Annotated in this window: 13 protein-coding genes; 10 read left to right on the top strand and 3 right to left on the bottom strand. The window is 64.2% G+C overall.

Translation table 11 applies throughout. The features are described from left to right. Positions 1 to 13 precede the first annotated feature (13 nt). The 6 genes from FDW81_RS08950 to pdxS all read left to right on the top strand — a co-directional run bounded on the left by FDW81_RS08950 (position 14) and on the right by pdxS (position 8,250). The gene (locus FDW81_RS08950) at positions 14 to 349 is read left to right on the top strand and encodes a DUF6504 family protein (RefSeq protein ID WP_138133833.1); all 336 of its coding nucleotides are present in this window, start codon (positions 14 to 16) and stop codon (positions 347 to 349) included. Then, entirely contained in the window at positions 346 to 3,834 is a 3,489-nt protein-coding gene (locus FDW81_RS08945; protein ID WP_138133832.1) for a DNA polymerase III subunit alpha, read from the top strand. The genes FDW81_RS08950 and FDW81_RS08945 overlap by 4 nt, the downstream gene beginning before the upstream one ends. Before the next feature lie 116 nt (positions 3,835 to 3,950). Further along, entirely contained in the window at positions 3,951 to 5,960 is a 2,010-nt protein-coding gene (gene thrS / locus FDW81_RS08940) for a threonine--tRNA ligase (RefSeq protein ID WP_138133831.1), read from the top strand. Positions 5,961 to 5,978: 18 nt separating this feature from the next. Beyond that, the gene (locus tag FDW81_RS08935; RefSeq protein ID WP_138133830.1) at positions 5,979 to 6,566 is read left to right on the top strand and encodes an HIT domain-containing protein; all 588 of its coding nucleotides are present in this window, start codon (positions 5,979 to 5,981) and stop codon (positions 6,564 to 6,566) included. Further along, positions 6,556 to 7,179, top strand: coding sequence for a phosphatidylinositol phosphate synthase (gene pgsA, locus FDW81_RS08930; RefSeq protein WP_138133829.1), 624 nt, complete (start codon positions 6,556 to 6,558; stop codon positions 7,177 to 7,179). The genes FDW81_RS08935 and pgsA overlap by 11 nt, the downstream gene beginning before the upstream one ends. A 144-nt stretch (positions 7,180 to 7,323) precedes the next feature. After that, a complete protein-coding gene (pdxS, locus tag FDW81_RS08925) occupies positions 7,324 to 8,250 on the top strand; it encodes a pyridoxal 5'-phosphate synthase lyase subunit PdxS (RefSeq protein ID WP_138133828.1) in 927 nt (308 codons plus the stop codon). Between the two features lie 194 nt (positions 8,251 to 8,444). Here pdxS and FDW81_RS08920 read toward each other — a convergent pair whose 3' ends face one another. Further along, positions 8,445 to 10,457 (bottom strand): M3 family metallopeptidase, encoded by a 2,013-nt coding sequence (locus FDW81_RS08920; protein ID WP_138133827.1) that lies wholly within the window; start codon positions 10,455 to 10,457, stop codon positions 8,445 to 8,447. 75 nt (positions 10,458 to 10,532) lie between these two features. Between FDW81_RS08920 and FDW81_RS08915 the strand changes: the two genes are divergently transcribed. Continuing rightward, entirely contained in the window at positions 10,533 to 11,801 is a 1,269-nt protein-coding gene (locus FDW81_RS08915) for a CapA family protein (RefSeq protein ID WP_171027149.1), read from the top strand. Between the two features lie 22 nt (positions 11,802 to 11,823). On the opposite strand, the gene FDW81_RS08910 is transcribed toward FDW81_RS08915, so the two are convergent. Together FDW81_RS08910 and FDW81_RS08905 are read right to left on the bottom strand one after the other, a co-directional pair. After that, positions 11,824 to 12,576: a type 1 glutamine amidotransferase gene (locus FDW81_RS08910; protein WP_138133826.1), complete on the bottom strand. Its 753-nt coding sequence runs from the start codon at positions 12,574 to 12,576 to the stop codon at positions 11,824 to 11,826. Beyond that, the gene (locus FDW81_RS08905) at positions 12,573 to 13,865 is read right to left on the bottom strand and encodes a Mur ligase family protein (RefSeq protein ID WP_171027148.1); all 1,293 of its coding nucleotides are present in this window, start codon (positions 13,863 to 13,865) and stop codon (positions 12,573 to 12,575) included. Before FDW81_RS08905 ends, FDW81_RS08910 begins: the two co-directional genes overlap by 4 nt. Before the next feature lie 91 nt (positions 13,866 to 13,956). On the opposite strand from FDW81_RS08905, the gene pdxT reads away from it, so the two are divergent. Genes pdxT through ruvC form a run of 3 tightly spaced genes read left to right on the top strand, consistent with a single transcriptional unit; the run spans position 13,957 to position 16,036 of the window. Next, a complete protein-coding gene (gene pdxT, locus FDW81_RS08900) occupies positions 13,957 to 14,667 on the top strand; it encodes a pyridoxal 5'-phosphate synthase glutaminase subunit PdxT (protein WP_138133824.1) in 711 nt (236 codons plus the stop codon). A 3-nt stretch (positions 14,668 to 14,670) separates the two neighbouring features. Beyond that, positions 14,671 to 15,426, top strand: coding sequence for a YebC/PmpR family DNA-binding transcriptional regulator (locus tag FDW81_RS08895; RefSeq protein ID WP_138133823.1), 756 nt, complete (start codon positions 14,671 to 14,673; stop codon positions 15,424 to 15,426). 31 nt (positions 15,427 to 15,457) lie between these two features. Next, on the top strand, positions 15,458 to 16,036 hold the full coding sequence (gene ruvC / locus FDW81_RS08890; protein ID WP_104998081.1) for a crossover junction endodeoxyribonuclease RuvC: 579 nt from the start codon (positions 15,458 to 15,460) through the stop codon (positions 16,034 to 16,036). Positions 16,037 to 16,119 lie beyond the last annotated feature (83 nt).

Below are 16,119 nucleotides of genomic sequence, written 5' to 3'. Positions count from 1 at the left end.
TCCGGGAGGCGCCATGGGAATGTTCACTGAATCCGTGGATGTCGTCTGCAATTCTGAGGGGCAGCCCCAAAGCCTGGCATGGGCAGGAAGGTCCTATTCAGTCTGCGCTGAACCTGCCCGATGGTATGAACGCCGGCAGTGGTGGGCAGAAGAAAGCAGGGCACCGCTGGGCAGCGGTCCCGGACTTGTTGACCACGAAATTTGGCGCGTCCAGGTTGTCCCGTTCCAGACCGGGCGGGATGATGGCGTGGCTGATGAGCCCCTGACCCTTGACCTCACCCGGCATATCCGCAGCGGCCGCTGGCGGCTCCTGCGGATCCATGACGCACTACGGCCAAGAACAGCATGAGCTTCACCCATCTTCACGTTTCCACTGCCTTCAGCGCCCACTATGGAGTCTCCTGGCCCGAAGAACTGGCCCAGGCCGCAGCCGCCGACGGTGCAACTGCGCTCGCCTGCACTGACAGGGACGGCCTGTATGGAACCATCAAGCACCTGAAGGCCTGCATGGAGGTGGGTATCGACCCCATTGTGGGGGTAGACCTCGCGGTATTTGACGACGACGGCCACCACCGCACCCAGCTGGCAGGCAGGGTGGTGGTGCTGGCGCGGGGCAACAACAACGGGGCAGGTTACCGTGCCCTCTGCCGCCTGGTCTCCGATGCCCATGCCCGCACCACAGGCAAGTCCGGGGGAGCGGTTCCGGTGGCTGTCACCCGGGCCGAACTTGCGTCCCGTACCCTTGACCCGCAAACCCTGAAGCCCGTTTTGACAGTCCTGATCGGGCCCGATTCCGACGTCGGCAGGGCCATGGGAGGGCGTCGCTACCTTCGTCCCCGGACCCTTTTCAAGCGATGGCTGGAGGCCATGCCGGCAGGAACGCTGGTAGCCGAGACTGTTTCCCAGCTCAGCGCACCAGGGAAGCCTTTAAGCACAGCCCACGCTGTCCGCATGCTGAAGCTGGCCGAAGAGCACCATATTCCGGCCATCCTGACCAACGCCGTCAGGTACTGCGCTGCAGACGGGGCACCCACCGCCGATGTGCTCGACTCAGCCCGCACCCTGAAATCCCTCCCTGAACTTGCCGGTGAACCCCTGCTCCAGCCCACTGGCCAGGGTTGGCTGAAATCCCCGGATGAGATGCTCCGGCTCGGTAAGGAAATTATTGCTGCGGCAGGTTATGGCGCCGCTGACCTCAAACAGCTAATGGCACAGACCGAGGCGCTCGCGGACCTTTGCCGTATTGATCCGGTCTCCGATATGGGATGGAAGCAGCCGGTGGTGCCTGAAGCTTCTGTCGTCGGGATCAGCCAGGATCCGCACGTTGAACTGGTCCAGCGCTGCCAGGCTGGAGTCGACAGGAGGTTCCCGGGTATCAGGGGTGCTGAGGCCACAACCATGCTTGCCCGGCTGGACCACGAACTAGGCATCATCAGGAATCTTGGCTTTTCCTCCTACTTCCTGACCGTTGCAGAAGTATCACGCATGATCCAGGAGATGGGCGTGCGGGCAGCAGCCAGGGGATCCGGTGCCTCAAGCCTGGTCAACTATCTGATGGATGTCAGCCATGTGAACCCCCTGCAGCATGACCTGATCTTCGAACGCTTCCTGTCGCAGGACCGTGCAACCCTTCCGGACATCGACATCGACGTTGAAAGCGCTGAGCGGCACAACGTCTACCACCGCATCTTTGAACGCTTCGGTGCCGAACGGGTCACGTTGATGAGCATGCAGAATGGCTACCGTGCCAGGGGAGCCGTCCGGGATGCCGGGATGGCGCTGGGCATGGACAACGGCGAGGTCGGGGAGATTGCCAAGCAGCTGTGGCGGTTTTCGGCGCGGAAGTTCCGCGAGGCACTCCAGGAGAAACCCGAACTCCGGGAATTTGCCGGCCGGGTGGAACAGCGGGACGTGCACGGAAACCAGCAACTCGACCTGCTGGTTGACCTGACGGAACGCCTGGACAGGCTGCCCCGCCACATCTCGATGCATCCCTGCGGGGTAATCCTGGGCGATGCAACCCTCCTGGACCGCACTCCTGTGCAGCCCAGCGGACTGGGCCTGCCCATGAGCCAGTTCGACAAGCACGACATGGACCCCATGGGCATGCTCAAGCTCGACGTCCTGGGTGTCAGGATGCAAAGCGCCATGGCCTTTGCCGTCCGGGAAATCATCCGCATCCATCCCTCAAAAAAGGAAGTGGTGGCTGCCGGCAGGCATTCGCCCGGCCCGGACGGGGCCGGACCGGACTACATTGCTGACAACGGACACATCGACCTCAATGCCGTCCCCCTGGATGACGAAGCCACCTTTGAACTCATCAGGAGCACCCATACGCTGGGCTGCTTCCAGATCGAATCCCCCGGCCAGCGTGAACTGATCGGCAAGATGGCCCCCAGGGAGTTCAACGACCTCATTATCGATATTTCGCTGTTCCGACCAGGGCCCATGAAGTCGGACATGGTCCGGCCCTTTTTGGAACACCGGCACGGTTTTTCCCCCGAGGTCTACCCGCATCCCCTGCTGAAGCCGGTGCTGAAGGAAACCCACGGGGTGACTGTTTTCCATGAACAGATCCTGAGGACCCTCGACGTCATGACCGGGTGTGGGCTGGCAAAAGCGGATGAGTTCCGCAGGGCTTTGAGCAATGAAGTGGGGGAGTCCCAGGTTGAGGAGTTTTTCCGTCGGGGGGCCAAAGCGAAGGGTTTTTTGCCTGACGTCGTGGACAAGGTCTGGGACACTTTGAAGTCCTTTGCCAGCTTCGGGTTCTGCAAAGCGCATGGTGCCGCTTTTGCCGTGCCCACCTACCAGTCCGCCTGGCTGAAGGCGCACCACCCTGAGGCTTTCCTTGCCGGGCTGTGGGAGCACGATCCGGGCATGTACCCCAAACGGCTGCTGGTGGCGGAAGCCCGGCGCCTCGGCATTCCGATCCTGCCCTTGGACATCAACCGCAGCAAGGCTGAATACCGGGTGGAGCGGATTGAGGAAGGCCGGGACGCTGGAAAGCTTGGTATCAGGCTGAGCCTGAAAGGCATTTACGGATTGTCGGCAACGGAGCTGAAGCGGATTGTTGCCGGCCAGCCCTACGACTCTCTGGCTGACCTCAGGGCAAGATCAAGAATCAGCAAGCCCAGTATCAGGCGGCTTGCCCAACTGGGGGCTTTTGACTCACTGCACCGGGAAGCAGGAGGGACTGCCAACCGGGCCGATCTGGTCCATCATCTGCAGAAGCTCCAGGTTTCCGGCAATGGGCGGAAGGGAGTGGAGGTCATTGAGGGTCAGCTGTCCCTGCCGCTGGGTGATGTTGAGCTGCGCAACGTCAAACCCGGGTTGCCGGCACCTTCGCTGGTGGACAATGTCCGTGCCGAGCTTGACCTGATGGCGGTTGACGTCAGCAGTCATCTGATGGACAGCCACCGGCCCATGCTCAACAGGCTTGGAGTCACCACGGCGGACAAACTCCTGAACCTGCGCAACGGAACCGAGGTGTTGGTGGCCGGGGTGCGCGTGGCAACCCAGACGCCACCCATGCGCGGCGGCAGGAGGGTGGTTTTCATCAGCATCGACGACGGCACAGGCTGCATCGATTCCGTCTTCTTCCACGAGGCGCAGGAAAAGGCCGGAATGCTCCTGTTTGGCACCCGGCTGCTGCTGATCTGTGGCACTACCCGGCGGACAGGACCGCGGGGGATCAGCCTCAGCGCGAGCATGGCCTGGGACCTGAGCCAAACGGATACCCTGCCTTTCAAGGATTCCCAGCCGCAGGAACCCGTGGGCGCTCACCCCCTCGACGGAATCACCAGGAGCCTTGCCATTACCGGATTCAGCGGCTGATCCACCCGTGTGCCGCGTTGGTCGGGCCCGAACGGAACCGATAGCATTGACGATGGCTGGCTGTGGTCCCCGTACGCCACAAGCTATGAAGCCTTAACTTTGAATAGGAGACACCCGTGTCAGATGCCCAGCAGATCACCCTTCTCGTCGATGGCGAAGAGACCAAGGTGACTACCGGGACAACCGGTGCGGAACTCTTCTTTGAGCGCCGTGATGTTGTTGTGGCCCGCGTCAACGGCGAGCTGAAGGACCTGGACCAGGAGCTGCCGGAAGGCGCAGAGGTTGAGGGCGTTACCATCGATTCCCCTGATGGACTGAACGTGCTCCGGCACTCAACCGCCCATGTCATGGCCCAGGCTGTGCAGCAGCTGCGGCCGGACGCCAAGCTGGGCATCGGCCCGTACATCACCGACGGTTTCTACTTCGATTTCGACGTTGCTGAGCCGTTCACTCCCGAGGACCTCAAAACCCTCGAGAAGATGATGCAGAAGATCATTAACCAGAACCAGAAGTTCGTCCGCCGCGTGGTGAATGAGGATGAAGCCCGCGAAGCCATGAAGAACGAGCCCTACAAGCTCGAACTCCTGGGCAAGAAGAACGACGTCGCTGAGGCCGGTGAAGGCGTCAATGTCGAGGTCGGTGCCGGCGACATCACCATCTACGACAACGTGGAGCGCAAGGACGGAACCGCAGTATGGTGCGACCTCTGCCGCGGGCCCCACCTGCCCAATACCAAGCTCATCTCCAACGCCTTCGCCCTGACCCGCTCATCCTCCGCCTACTGGCTGGGCAACCAGAAAAACCAGCAGCTGCAGCGGATTTACGGCACTGCCTGGCCCACCAAGGAGGCCCTCAAGGCCTACCAGGAGCGGATCGCCGAGGCAGAACGGCGTGACCACCGCAAGCTTGGCTCCGAGCTGGACCTGTTCTCCTTCCCGGACGAGCTCGGCTCAGGCCTGCCGGTGTTCCACCCCAAGGGCGGCATCATCCGCAAGGAGATGGAGGACTACTCCCGGCAGCGCCACGTCGAAGCCGGCTACGAGTTCGTCTACACCCCCCACATCACCAAGGGCCACCTCTACGAGGTTTCAGGCCACCTTGACTGGTACCGGGACGGCATGTTCCCGGCGATGCACGTTGATGCCGAACTCAACGAGGACGGCACTGTGCGTAAGCCCGGCCAGGACTACTACCTGAAGCCGATGAACTGCCCGATGCACAACCTGATCTTCCGTTCCCGCGGACGCTCCTACCGCGAACTGCCCCTGCGCCTCTTCGAGTTCGGCTCTGTTTACCGGTACGAGAAGTCGGGCGTGGTGCACGGGCTCACCCGCGTGCGCGGCATGACACAGGACGACGCCCACATCTACTGCACCCGCGAGCAGATGAAGGACGAGCTCACCAAGACACTCACTTTCGTCCTGGACCTGCTTAAGGATTACGGACTTAACGACTTCTACCTGGAACTGTCCACCAAGGACCCTGAGAAGTACGTGGGCGACGACGCCACCTGGGAGGAAGCCACCAGGACCCTCGCCGAGGTGGCGCAGGAGTCAGGGCTGGAGCTCGTGCCGGATCCGGGCGGAGCAGCCTTCTACGGCCCCAAGATCTCCGTGCAGGCCAAGGACGCACTGGGACGCACCTGGCAGATGTCCACTATCCAGCTGGACTTCAACCTGCCCGAACGCTTCGAGCTCGAATTCCAGGCCGCTGACGGGAGCCGCCAGCGTCCCGTGATGATCCACCGGGCGCTTTTCGGGTCCGTGGAGCGGTTCATGGGCGTGCTCACGGAGCACTACGCCGGCGCCTTCCCTGCCTGGCTCGCTCCCGTCCAGGTGGTGGGCATCCCGGTGGCGGAGACCTTCAACGAGTACATGTTCGACGTTGTGGACCGGCTGAAGGCCGCCGGTATCCGTGCCGAGGTGGACATTTCTTCCGACAGGTTCCCGAAGAAGATCCGTACTGCCAGCAAGGACAAGATCCCGTTCGTATTGATCGCCGGTGGCGACGACGCCGAGGCAGGCGCTGTCTCCTTCCGCTTCCGTGATGGAAGCCAGGACAACGGGGTGCCGGTGGCAGAGGCGGTCAAGCGGATCACGGAAGCCGTCCGTAACCGGACCAGCTAGCGGAAACGGAAAAGCACGGTGCAGGAGAACACAGGCGCAGGGTATCCAGGGGATGCCGGCGTTACCGACGACTTTGACCTCGCCGGTGTCCCGGACGCCTTCCAGCGCCTGTGGACTCCGCACCGCCTGGCGTACATCAAGGGCGGGCAGCACCAGTTCAAGAATGAGGACGATTGCCCGTTCTGCGTCGGCCCGGCAAGGACGGACGAGGAAGCCCTCATCGTTCACCGCGGAAAGACCTGCTACGTGGTGCTTAACCTGTTTCCCTACAATCCCGGCCACCTCCTGGTGTGCCCGTACCGGCACGTTCCGGACTACACCGACCTGACGGCCGATGAAACCCTGGAGTTCGCCGACCTCACGCAGACGGCAATGCGGGTCCTGCGGAAAGTGGCCAATCCGGGCGGCTTCAACCTGGGAATGAACCAGGGCGTGGTGGGCGGCGCAGGCATCGCCGCGCACCTGCACCAGCACGTCGTTCCGCGCTGGGGCGGCGACGGGAACTTCTTCCCCATCATCGCCCAGACCAAGGCCATCACGCAGACGCTGGACGAGGTCCGACAGCAGGTGGCCGACGCCTGGCCTGGGGAGACGGATGCTGAATAGGCACGCCCGCGGTTTCTTCACCGCACTGTTTACCCCGTTGGCCCGCTGGCTTCTCCGGATCGGTGTTTCCCCTGACGCTGTGACGGTCATCGGCACCGCCGGAGTGGTGGTGGGTGCCCTGGTTTTCTATCCACTGGGGCAGCTGCTGTGGGGAACGCTGTTCATCACCGCCTTCATCTTCTCCGACGTGCTCGACGGCATCATGGCCAGGATGCAGGACGTGAAAAGCCGTTGGGGGAACTTCCTCGACTCAACCCTGGACCGAATCGCCGACGGCGCCCTGTTCGCCGGGCTCGCCGTCTGGTTCTTCACCGGCGGCGCCAACGTTCCCATCGCCGTCGCAGCCATGGTCTGCCTGGTGCTGGGAATGGTGGTTTCCTATGCCAGGGCCAAAGCCGAATCGCTGGGCTTCACCGCCAACATCGGCATTGCCGAACGGGCGGAGCGGCTTGTCTCCGTCCTGGTGGTCACAGGACTCATCGGCATGGGACTCCCGCCGGTGGTGCTCCTGGTGACCCTGGTCCTGCTTGCCCTGGCCAGCTTGGTCACGGTCATCCAGCGCGTCGTGTCCGTGCGGCGGCAGGCCTTGGCGGAGCCGTCACCGGCCGATTAAGCGAGATTAAGCCGGCCGGGCGCGAGGGGACTAGTATTAGGACTGCCCGGTCAATGGATCCGGCAATCCGTGTGTGCACAGTCCGGCATCTGCATGCCGCCTGCACGCCCGGCGAAGGTCATCTATCTACCCATAGGGGTTTTTGTGTCTACACCTGATGTAAGCAGCGAGGCCGGTTCGTCCGCGAACAGCGTCACGGGCAGCAGCCGCGTGAAGCGGGGCATGGCTGAGATGCTCAAGGGCGGCGTCATCATGGACGTCGTCAACGTCGAACAGGCCCGCATCGCCGAGGATGCCGGTGCCGTTGCTGTAATGGCGCTGGAACGCGTTCCGGCCGATATCCGGGCCCAGGGCGGCGTGTCCCGCATGTCCGATCCCGACATGATCGACCAGATCATCGACGCCGTGTCCATCCCGGTCATGGCCAAGGCCCGGATCGGCCACTTCGTCGAGGCCCAGGTCCTGCAGTCCCTGGGCGTGGACTACATTGACGAGTCCGAGGTCCTCACCCCGGCCGACTACGTGAACCACATCGACAAGTGGAACTTCACCGTTCCGTTCGTGTGCGGTGCCACCAACCTTGGTGAGGCCCTGCGCCGCATCAACGAGGGCGCGGCAATGATCCGCTCCAAGGGCGAGGCCGGTACCGGTGATGTCTCCAACGCCACCGGGCACATGCGCCAGATCCGCTCCGAGATCGCCAAGCTCGCAGCCCTGCCCGAGGACGAGCTGTACGTGGCGGCCAAGGAACTGCAGGCCCCGTACGAACTGGTCAAGGAAGTCGCCGCTGCCGGCAAGCTTCCCGTGGTACTGTTCACCGCCGGCGGCATCGCCACCCCGGCTGACGCTGCCATGATGATGCAGCTCGGTGCCGACGGCGTGTTCGTCGGCTCCGGCATCTTCAAGTCCGGCAACCCGGCCCAGCGCGCGGCCGCCGTCGTGAAGGCCACCACCTTCTTCGACGACCCGGACGTCATCGCCAAGGCCTCCCGCGGCCTGGGCGAAGCCATGGTGGGCATCAACGTCGACGAGATCCCCCAGCCGCACCGCCTGGCCGAACGCGGCTGGTAGCGCTGGGGCACTTCTCCATAAACTCGGCGCCAGGGCGCCTCGTTGATGGAGCCTCTGCAGTCTCTCTTATTAAGCCAAGAGAGTTAGGCGCGATTGTCTCCAAGCAGTATGTACGACGCCGGTTTCTCGCCCTTTTTGGGTGGGGGACTGGCGTCGTACTTCTTTAAGTGGGGTGGGGTAAGGGGTACCGCGCTTTACTCAAGGCCGCGGCGCTTCAGGAGGGGCCCTAGTTGTGCTTCCCGGCCGCGGAGCTTGCGGAAGGACTCCAAGGGGTCACGGCTGTTGCCTCGGCTGAGGAGCTCCTGACGGAAGCGTTCACCGTTGGCACGGGCGAGGCCGCCGTTTTCAGTGAACCAGTCGACGGTCTCGGCGTCCAGGACCTCGCTCCAGATATAGGAGTAGTAGCCGGCGGCGTACCCCGCGCCGGCGAAGACGTGCTGGAAGTAGCCGGTCCTGTACCTGGGCGGGATCAGGGGATGGGCGATTCCTGCCGCGGCGAGGGCCTTTGCCTCGAACTCCAGGGCGTCCTCCGGAACTTCGCTGGGCTCAAGCACATGCCACGCAAGATCCAGCAGGGCAGCGCCGAGGTACTCCGTGGTGGCAAAACCCTCGCCCCACAGCCGCGACGCGTTCAGTTTCCGGACAACCTCCTCCGGCAGCGGCTCACCCGTGGCATGGTGGCGGGCATAATTGGCCAGCACCTCGGGCCACATAATCCACATCTCGTTGACCTGGGACGGGTACTCAACGAAATCCCTGGGGACCGACGTGCCCGAAAACCGCGGGTAGGTTACGTTCGAAAACAGGCCGTGCAGGGCGTGGCCGAACTCATGGAAGGTGGTGCGCAGTTCGTCCAGCGTCAGGAGGGTAGGTTCGCCTGCAGGCGGCTTCGAGATATTCAGGTTATTGATGACCACCGGTTTGGTGCCCAGCAGCGCAGACTGCTCCACCAGGGAGTTCATCCAGGCGCCGCCCCGCTTTGACTCCCGGGTGTAATAGTCGCCCAAAAACAGGCCCAGTCCCATGCCGTCCTCATCCCGGACCTCCCAGACGCGCACGTCCGGGTGGTACCCAACCAGGTCCTGCCGCTCGTGAAAGGTAATGCCGTAGAGGGACTTGGCCGCAAAGAAAACGCCGTCCTCCAACACCCGGTCCAGCTCGAAGTAGGGGCGAAGGGCCTGCTCGTCCACGTCGTACTTCTCGCGCCGGACCTTCGCAGAGTAGAAGGCCCAGTCCCAGGCCTCCAGCGGATGCCCTGCGACCTCTGCCAGGGCTGCGGCCTCGGCCTCAGCGTTGCGGACCGCTGCCGGTGCCATCCTGTTGAGCATTGATTGCACGGACTCGAAGTCCGGAGCGGTCTGCCGGTCCACCACCAGCTCGGCGTAGTTGGCGAAGCCGAGCAGAACTGCCTTTTCCGCGCGGAGCCGGCCCATCGACGTGGCCAGGTCCAGCACATCAAGGCTTCCGCCGCCGCTGCCTCTGGCCACCGACGCTTTGAACAGCCGACGGCGGACTCCGCGGTCTTCCAGGACAGACAGGGCCGGCTGGTTGCTGGGCTGGATGAGGGTCAGCAGGAACTTTCCGTCATGCCCGGCCGCGCGGGCAGCCTCGGCAGCACCGGCAATGTCATCCGGCGCCAGGCCCGCCAGCTCCGCAGCGTCATCCAGCAGCAGTGCCGCCGACTTCATCCCTTCCTTGACCCGCTGGCCAAATTCAGTACCCAGCCGGGCCAGCTCGGCGTTGATCGCCCTGAGCCTTTCCTGGCCCGCTGCGTCGAGCTGGATACCGGACTGCCGGAACTCCTTGAGGTATTCCTCCACCAGGCGCGCGGACTCGGCGTCGCATCCTGCGGTATCAATTGAGGCGAAGCGCTCGAAAAGCCCCCGGTTGAGGAACACCTCGTCCTGGTGGGCAGAGAACAGCGGGGAGAGTTTCGTTTCAAGGTCCCTGATGGGGTCGGAAGCATCAGCGGAGACCAGCGTGAAGAACGGGGCCGCTGCCCTCTCCAGCAGCCGTCCGGACCGCTCCATCGCCAGCGCGGTGTTTTCAAAGGTGGCAGGGGATGGATCATCTACGATGGCCTGGATCTCTTCAAGGTGCGCCGCCAAGCCCGCCTCGATGGCTTCTTCGAAGTGTGCGGTCTCAATCTCAGCGAAGGGCGGCAGTCCGTACGGCAGGGGACTGGGCACCAAAAGAGGGTTGGTCATGACTTACAACCTTTCACAGCATGCCACGCTTCTCAATGTGTGCCACGCCACGCTGCCCTCTCTACAATTGCCCCTATGGGGAACAGATCCGGTGGGGGTCCGGCGCATTGTCCCGCCGCCGTCTCCGCGTTGCTGCTGGCAGCTGCGCTGGGCGGCTGTGGCCTGGCCGCTGAGCAGGATGATGCAGCGCGGCGCCCGACGGCGTCAGTCTCCGCCAGTGCCGCACCCACCGGCAGTGCGGCTCAGCCTTCCGCCTCCACCCCGGCTCCCACGCCCACCCCCACCCCCGGGAAAGGCCCCGCCTGCCCTGTGTTGCGTTGTACCTCTGTACTGGTCACGGGCGACATGCTCGTTCATGCCCAGCTGTGGCAGCAGGCGGAGCAGGACGCGGCAGCCGCGGGCAAGCCGGGATGGGACTTCGTACCGCTCCTGGAAGGCCAGCGGAGGTACATCGACAACAGCGACCTGGCCATTTGCCACCAGGAGACGCCGGTGGCGGGACCGGAGGGACCGTTCTCGGCCTATCCGTCCTTCAACGTTCCGCCGCAGATCATCACCGCAATAAAGGCGGTGGGGTACCAGGCCTGTACAACGGCCAGCAACCACACCATCGACCGCGGGACGGACGGGCTGCTGCGCACCCTCGACCAGTTGGACGCCGCCGGCCTTAAGCACACCGGTTCCTACCGCACTGAAACCGAGTCGCAGGGGGTGCTGATCCTGCAGACGCCCGCGGCGAAGGTCGCCCTCATCCAAGCAACCTACGGACTCAACGGTCTGGTGCCGGACCACCCCTGGCAGGTGGACATGCTGGACGCCCCGGCAATGATCGCCAAGGCGGAGAAGGCCCGATCGCTGGGGGCAGACATCGTGCTGGCGGCCATGCACGCGGGCGACGAATATGCCAGTGCGCCCAACGCCCAGCAGCAGGAGGTGGCGCACGCCCTGGTGGACAGCGGACAGTTCAACCTGGTTTACGGCCACCACACCCATTCCGTGCTGCCCATCGAAAACTACAAAGGCACGTGGATTGTCTACGGGCTGGGCAACGGCGTTACGGAGCTCTCGCCCCGGCACGTCGTAAACAATGAAGGCCTGCTGGTCCGGGTACAGTTCGGCCAGGACTCTGCGGGCAGATGGTCCACGACGGACCTCGCCTGGGCGCCGTCAGTGATGGTCCGGGATCCCTACCGCTGGTGTTCGGTCGCCTCTGACGTGCCGCAGGGAACCTGCACCGGCCCGGAGGCGGACGCCGCCACCAGGCAGCGGACCATAGGCGTGCTGGAATCGATGGGCGCAGCTGCCGCCGGCGCCCATGAGCTCCTGGTGACGCGCGAACGCTGACGCGCAGTCCAGCTCCGGACCTTCATCGGGGACGGCGTGCGGCGTGTTCCCGGGCGAGTTCAGCGTAGCGGTCGTCCGGGTTGCCTGGCACGAAGGTGCCGTACTTGCGTTCCGCTGCCGTCCGGATCAGGAAATCCGCGATGGCAGGGTTCTTTGGAAGCAGCGATCCGTGCAGGTAGCTCGCCACGATATTCCGGTACCGTGCTCCTTCGTGGCCGTCACTGCTGTTGTTGCCGGTGCCCTTCGGTACGGTGCCCAGGGGCCGGACGCCACTGCCCAAAGTGGTCTGCCCGCTGTGGTTTTCGTAACCCAGGACTTCACCGAACTCAGGGGTGGAGACTTTGACGTTTCCGATCAGGCGCTCGTCCGTTCCATGCGTCTCCACGTCCAGGACGCCGATGCCGGGGATGACGGCTCCAGTCCGGGTTTCGAAGAAACGTCCGAAAAGCTGGTACAGGCCGCAAATCAGCAACATCGGGGCGCCGTCCTCGGCCAGGTCCTTCAGCACCCCTGCCCGCGCCTGCAGGTCGTCCTGGATGACCAGTTGGCCGCTGTCCTGGCCGCCACCGCCCACGATGATGTCCACGTCCTCAGGAAACTCATCCCCCACGTTGTACTCAACCAGCTCAGGGGTATACCCATGCCAGCCGATCCGGCGCTGGAGCACCAGGGCGTTTCCCCAGTCGCCGTAAATGTTCATGTCGCGCGGATACAGCTGGGCCACCTTGATGGTGCCCTTGCTCTCCTCTGCGAACCCCGCACCTGCTTGGCTCAAGAGACAACCTCCACCCTTGTGATTTTGGACAGCTCGCGCCGGATGGCCAGCATGGCTGTGTACGTGCAGAAAATGCGTTTCGGCTTTCCCTGCGCTTCCCTGATGAAGGCAGCCAATGCCGGGGCAATCTCGGTGTCCACCGCACCGATCCGGACGTCGTCGTACTGCAGGCGAAGGGCCATGTCGTAAGCGCGCGAACCGGTGAGCTGGTCCACCCCGCCCTCGCGCAGGGAGTCGAATTCGACGTCCCACAGCCAGGACATGTCGCGGCCGTCAGCATAGTTATCGTTGATGGCGATCATCGTGGCGTAGCCGCCGGCGGGGAAAGACTTCAGCCCCAGGCGGAAACCGCTCGGATTCTTGACCAGCACCAGGTCCAGCGGCTGACCGTCCACGGTGAGGCTTTCGCCGCGGCCGAAGGCGGGCGCCACCTGGGAGAGGGCCTGCAGCAGCGTTTCGTGGTCCGCGTCAGCGGCCCCTCCGCCGCAGATGCTGCGGGCAAGCGTCAGCGCCGCGGCTGCGTTAAAGATGTTGTAGACGCCGCGCAGCTTCATCGCCGTGGTGACCCTGGCGCCGTCGTACTCAAACTCCGCTGAATCCGCGCCCACCGCGCGGAGTACGACGTCGGCTGCCGGCTTTTCCGGAAGGTCCGCCGGAGCGGGGCTGCCCGGAGCCGCGCGCATGTCGTCGTCGTTCGGGAAGGTGCTCAGCAGCGAATCGTCCAGGCCGAAGTATTTGACCTCCTGGCCGGTGAGGGTCTCAGCGATCCGGGCAACCCTGGGATCTTCCCGGTTCAGCACCACGGTGCCGGTGGTCTTGGCTGCGATGTGCTGGAGCAGCTGCGCGGTCTTGTCGATCTCGCCAAAGCGGTCCAGTTGGTCCCGCAGGACGTTCAGCAGGAGGCAGTAGCGCGGCGGGACGCTGTTGACGAAGTGCACAGCGTGGGCTTCGTCGAGTTCAAGCACCGCGACGTCGGCATCCAGCCGGCCGCGCCAGTCCACCTCGCCCAGCAAGGCGGCGGCAACACCGCGGGTGAAGTTGCTGCCGGTGCGGTTGGTGAAGACCTTCAAGCCCTGGCTTTCCAGCAGTTCCACCACCATTTTGGTGGTGGTGGTCTTGCCGTTGGTGCCGCTGACCACGGCGACGCCATGGGGGAGGGTGGTGAGCGTCCGCCGCATGAAACCAGGGTCGATTTTCTCGACCACCAGCCCGGGCAGCGCGGACCCGCCGCCCCGGAGCCGGGACACCCGGCGGACCAGCTTGCCGAGCGGAACACTGAAGAAGACCATGCTTTGAATATATCCCAGCAAGGGCATGCAACCCCCGACCGGGACGTCCCGGCGGGACGGCCGCGACCCCTCCGGCCCTTATGCTGGATGGATGGCACAATCCCTTTCAGCTGATTCTGCGCGCCCCGGCGCTGGCCTCCGGATCGGCGTTCTGGCGCTTCAGGGCGACTTCCGTGAACACCTCCGCGCTATCGAAGCGACCGGTGCCGAGGCAGTGGGCATCCGCCGGTCCAAGGAGCTGGACGGGCTGGACGGGCTTGTCATTCCCGGCGGCGAGTCCACGGCCATCGACAAGCTGGCACGGGCCTTCGAACTGGCGGAGCCGCTGCGTGAACGGATCCGCGAAGGGCTGCCTGTTTATGGCTCCTGCGCCGGGATGATCCTTTTGGCCGAGGACATTGCGGATCCCGCCACTGACCTGTCGGGAGCGCCCCAGCAGACATTCGGCGGGCTGGACATCACCGTCCGGCGCAACGCCTTCGGCCGCCAGCGCGAGTCCTTCGAGACGGACCTAAAGTTCAAGGGCCTTGGGTTCAGCGCCACCGAAGACGGCGTCCCGCCCGTCCATGCAGTGTTCATCCGCGGGCCCTGGGTGGAGCGCGTGGGGTCCGGCGTCGAAGTCCTGGCCCAGGTGGAACCGGCGGACCCGGAGCATGCGTCCAACGCGGCTGCGCTGCCCGGGACGGCTAGAATTGTTGCAGTGCGTTCCGGCCGCCTGCTGGCCACCTCCTTCCATCCGGAAGTGACCGGGGAAAAACGCGTACATGAACTTTTTATCCGCATGATCAGAGGGGAAGCGTAAAGCATGTCAGGCCACTCCAAATGGGCGACGACCAAGCACAAGAAGGCGATCATTGACAGCCGCCGCGCCAAGTCTTTCGCCAAACTGATCAAGAACATCGAAGTCGCCGCCCGCATGGGCGGACCGGACCTGGCCGGCAACCCGGGCCTGGAACTGGCAGTCACCAAGGCGAAGAAGACCTCGGTTCCCAATGACAACATCGACCGCGCCATCAAGCGCGGCGCCGGCCTCACCGGCGAAGTGGTCGACTACACCGAGATCATGTACGAAGCCCGCGGTCCCCAGGGTTCCGCACTGCTGATCGAATGCCTCACGGACAACAAGAACCGCGCCGCTTCCGAGGTCCGCCTGGCCATCTCCCGCAACGGCGGTACCATCGCCGATCCCGGCTCCGTCAGCTACCTCTTCACCCGCAAGGGCGTTGTCAACCTGCCCAAGAACGGCCTCAGCGAGGACGACGTCCTGATGGCCGTGCTGGAAGCGGGAGCCGAGGAAGTGAAGGACAACGGCGACACGTTCGAAATCCACTCGGAGCCGGGCGATCTTCCCGCCATTCGGGAGGCGCTCAAGGAAGCCGGCATCGAATACGACACCGACGAGGTGGAGTTCGTTCCGTCCATGCAGGTTGAACTCGACGTCGACGGCGCCCGCAAGTTCCTGAAGCTCGCTGACGCCCTCGAAGACCTCGACGACGTCCAGAACGTCTACAGCAACGCCGACCTCAGCGACGACGTCCAGGCTGCCCTGGAAGCTGAGTGACGCTCCGCCTGCCCGTCCAACGCGCACAGCTGTGACGCTGCGAGTCCTCGGGGTGGACCCGGGCCTGACCCGGTGCGGGATCGGCGTGGTCGATGTTGAACGGAACAGGCGGGCCACCATGGTGGCCGTGGGTGTGGTGGGAACGTCGCCCGATGAAACCCTGGACCAGCGGTTGCTGGTCATCGCGTCCTCGATCGATGAGTGGCTGGACAGGTACGAACCGCAGGTCCTCGCCGTCGAGCGCGTCTTTTCCCAGCTGAACGTGAGTACCGTCATGGGTGTGGCGCAGGCCTCGGGCGTGGTGATCGCAGCGGCCGCCCGCCGGGGGATCCCGGTGGCGCTCCACACGCCGTCGGAGGTCAAGGCTGCCGTTACGGGCAGTGGATCCTCCAACAAGGATGCGGTGACCAAGCTCGTCACCAAGATCCTTCGCCTGGATGCGCCGCCGCGTCCCGCTGACGCCGCCGATGCCCTCGCCCTCGCCATCACCCACGCCTGGCGGGCCGGCAGCGGTGCCGCCGTCGCGACCACCGGTCCAGGGAGTTCATCCCTGACACCTGCTCAACGGGCATGGGCTGAGGCGGAAGCAAAGGCGCGCCGCGCACGCTGAACGTCCTGGCCCCTTGCTAGGGTGTTCGTAGATATGTTCGGATAGCCGGTCCTGCCCAGGGAGCCGGCGGTACACCAGGAGCC

Origin of the sequence: Pseudarthrobacter sp. NamB4 (assembly GCF_005796185.1) — a bacterium.
GTDB lineage: Bacteria > Actinomycetota > Actinomycetes > Actinomycetales > Micrococcaceae > Arthrobacter.
The sequence above is the reverse complement of the archived record's forward strand: the minus strand, read 5'-3'. Positions and strand labels throughout refer to the sequence as shown.

What these genes read in the sequence shown, in the direction of transcription:
- FDW81_RS08895 (WP_138133823.1), top strand. Translation starts at nt 14,671, where the DNA reads ATGTCAGGCCACTCCAAATGGGCGACGACCAAGCACAAGAAGGCGATC.
- FDW81_RS08915 (WP_171027149.1), top strand. Translation starts at nt 10,533, where the DNA reads ATGGGGAACAGATCCGGTGGGGGTCCGGCGCATTGTCCCGCCGCCGTC.
- FDW81_RS08945 (WP_138133832.1), top strand. Translation starts at nt 346, where the DNA reads ATGAGCTTCACCCATCTTCACGTTTCCACTGCCTTCAGCGCCCACTAT.
- FDW81_RS08950 (WP_138133833.1), top strand. Translation starts at nt 14, where the DNA reads ATGGGAATGTTCACTGAATCCGTGGATGTCGTCTGCAATTCTGAGGGG.
- FDW81_RS08920 (WP_138133827.1), bottom strand. Translation starts at nt 10,457, where the DNA reads ATGACCAACCCTCTTTTGGTGCCCAGTCCCCTGCCGTACGGACTGCCG.
- FDW81_RS08905 (WP_171027148.1), bottom strand. Translation starts at nt 13,865, where the DNA reads ATGGTCTTCTTCAGTGTTCCGCTCGGCAAGCTGGTCCGCCGGGTGTCC.
- pgsA (WP_138133829.1), top strand. Translation starts at nt 6,556, where the DNA reads ATGCTGAATAGGCACGCCCGCGGTTTCTTCACCGCACTGTTTACCCCG.
- pdxT (WP_138133824.1), top strand. Translation starts at nt 13,957, where the DNA reads ATGGCACAATCCCTTTCAGCTGATTCTGCGCGCCCCGGCGCTGGCCTC.